Annotated in this window: 1 rRNA gene; it reads right to left on the bottom strand. The window is 53.2% G+C overall.

The features are described from left to right. A 23S ribosomal RNA gene (locus P349_RS00030) occupies window positions 1-2,794 on the bottom strand; the annotation flags it as partial. Between the last annotated feature and the right edge of the window lie 25 nt (window positions 2,795-2,819).

Below are 2,819 nucleotides of genomic sequence, written 5' to 3'. Positions count from 1 at the left end.
TCAGGGAGAACTCATCTCGGGGCAAGTTTCGTGCTTAGATGCTTTCAGCACTTATCTTTTCCGCATTTAGCTACCGGGCAGTGCCATTGGCATGACAACCCGAACACCAGTGATGCGTCCACTCCGGTCCTCTCGTACTAGGAGCAGCCCCCCTCAATTCTCCAGCGCCCACGGCAGATAGGGACCGAACTGTCTCACGACGTTCTAAACCCAGCTCGCGTACCACTTTAAATGGCGAACAGCCATACCCTTGGGACCTACTTCAGCCCCAGGATGTGATGAGCCGACATCGAGGTGCCAAACACCGCCGTCGATATGAACTCTTGGGCGGTATCAGCCTGTTATCCCCGGAGTACCTTTTATCCGTTGAGCGATGGCCCTTCCATTCAGAACCACCGGATCACTATGACCTGCTTTCGCACCTGCTCGAGCCGTCACTCTCGCAGTCAAGCTAGCTTATGCCATTGCACTAACCTCCTGATGTCCGACCAGGATTAGCTAACCTTCGTGCTCCTCCGTTACTCTTTGGGAGGAGACCGCCCCAGTCAAACTACCCACCAGACACTGTCCGCAACCCGGATTACGGGTCTACGTTAGAACACCAGCCATTAAAGGGTGGTATTTCAAGGACGGCTCCACGCAGACTGGCGTCCACGCTTCAAAGCCTCCCACCTATCCTACACATCAAGGACCAGTGTTCAGTGTCAAGCTATAGTAAAGGTTCACGGGGTCTTTCCGTCTTGCCGCGGGTACACTGCATCTTCACAGCGAGTTCAATTTCACTGAGTCTCGGGTGGAGACAGCCTGGCCATCATTACGCCATTCGTGCAGGTCGGAACTTACCCGACAAGGAATTTCGCTACCTTAGGACCGTTATAGTTACGGCCGCCGTTTACCGGGGCTTCGATCAAGAGCTTCGCGTTACCGCTAACCCCATCAATTAACCTTCCGGCACCGGGCAGGCGTCACACCGTATACGTCCACTTTCGTGTTTGCACAGTGCTGTGTTTTTAATAAACAGTTGCAGCCAGCTGGTATCTTCGACTGATTTCAGCTCCACCCGCAGGGGCTTCACCTACATATCAGCGTGCCTTCTCCCGAAGTTACGGCACCATTTTGCCTAGTTCCTTCACCCGAGTTCTCTCAAGCGCCTTGGTATTCTCTACCTGACCACCTGTGTCGGTTTGGGGTACGATTTGATGTTACCTGATGCTTAGAGGCTTTTCCTGGAAGCAGGGCATTTGTTACTTCAGCACCGTAGTGCCTCGTCATCACACCTCAGCGTTAATAAGGTACCGGATTTACCTGGAACCTCCGCCTACATGCTTAAACCGGGACAACCGTCGCCCGGCTAACATAGCCTTCTCCGTCCCCCCTTCGCAGTAACACCAAGTACAGGAATATTAACCTGTTTCCCATCGACTACGCCTTTCGGCCTCGCCTTAGGGGTCGACTCACCCTGCCCCGATTAACGTTGGACAGGAACCCTTGGTCTTCCGGCGAGCGGGCTTTTCACCCGCTTTATCGTTACTTATGTCAGCATTCGCACTTCTGATACCTCCAGCATGCCTCACAGCACACCTTCAACGGCTTACAGAACGCTCCCCTACCCAACAACACCTAAGTGTCGCTGCCGCAGCTTCGGTGCATGGTTTAGCCCCGTTACATCTTCCGCGCAGGCCGACTCGACCAGTGAGCTATTACGCTTTCTTTAAATGATGGCTGCTTCTAAGCCAACATCCTGGCTGTCTGTGCCTTCCCACATCGTTTCCCACTTAACCATGACTTTGGGACCTTAGCTGGCGGTCTGGGTTGTTTCCCTCTTCACGACGGACGTTAGCACCCGCCGTGTGTCTCCCGTGATAACATTCTTCGGTATTCGTAGTTTGCATCGGGTTGGTAAGCCGGGATGGCCCCCTAGCCGAAACAGTGCTCTACCCCCGAAGATGAGTTCACGAGGCGCTACCTAAATAGCTTTCGGGGAGAACCAGCTATCTCCCGGTTTGATTGGCCTTTCACCCCCAGCCACAAGTCATCCGCTAATTTTTCAACATTAGTCGGTTCGGTCCTCCAGTTAGTGTTACCCAACCTTCAACCTGCCCATGGCTAGATCACCGGGTTTCGGGTCTATACCCTGCAACTTAACGCCCAGTTAAGACTCGGTTTCCCTTCGGCTCCCCTATACGGTTAACCTTGCTACAGAATATAAGTCGCTGACCCATTATACAAAAGGTACGCAGTCACACCACGAAGGTGCTCCCACTGCTTGTACGTACACGGTTTCAGGTTCTTTTTCACTCCCCTCGCCGGGGTTCTTTTCGCCTTTCCCTCACGGTACTGGTTCACTATCGGTCAGTCAGGAGTATTTAGCCTTGGAGGATGGTCCCCCCATATTCAGACAGGATACCACGTGTCCCGCCCTACTCTTCGAGTTCACAACCTGTGTGTTTTCGTGTACGGGACTTTCACCCTGTACCGTGCGACTTTCCAGACGCTTCCACTAACACACAAGCTGATTCAGACTCTGGGCTGCTCCCCGTTCGCTCGCCGCTACTGGGGGAATCTCGGTTGATTTCTTTTCCTCGGGGTACTTAGATGTTTCAGTTCCCCCGGTTCGCCTCGTTAACCTATGTATTCAGTTAACGATAGTGCAACGAATTGCACTGGGTTTCCCCATTCGGACATCGCCGGGTCAAAGGTTCATATCACCTCGCCGGCGCTTTTCGCAGATTAGCACGTCCTTCATCGCCTCTGACTGCCAGGGCATCCACCGTGTACGCTTAGTCGCTTAACCTCACAACCCGAAGATGTTTCACTTC

Origin of the sequence: Enterobacter sp. DC4 (assembly GCF_000568095.1) — a bacterium.
GTDB classification, from domain to species: domain Bacteria; phylum Pseudomonadota; class Gammaproteobacteria; order Enterobacterales; family Enterobacteriaceae; genus Enterobacter; species Enterobacter pseudoroggenkampii.
Note: the sequence above shows the minus strand (reverse complement) of the source record. Positions and strands in the feature narration are given on the sequence as shown.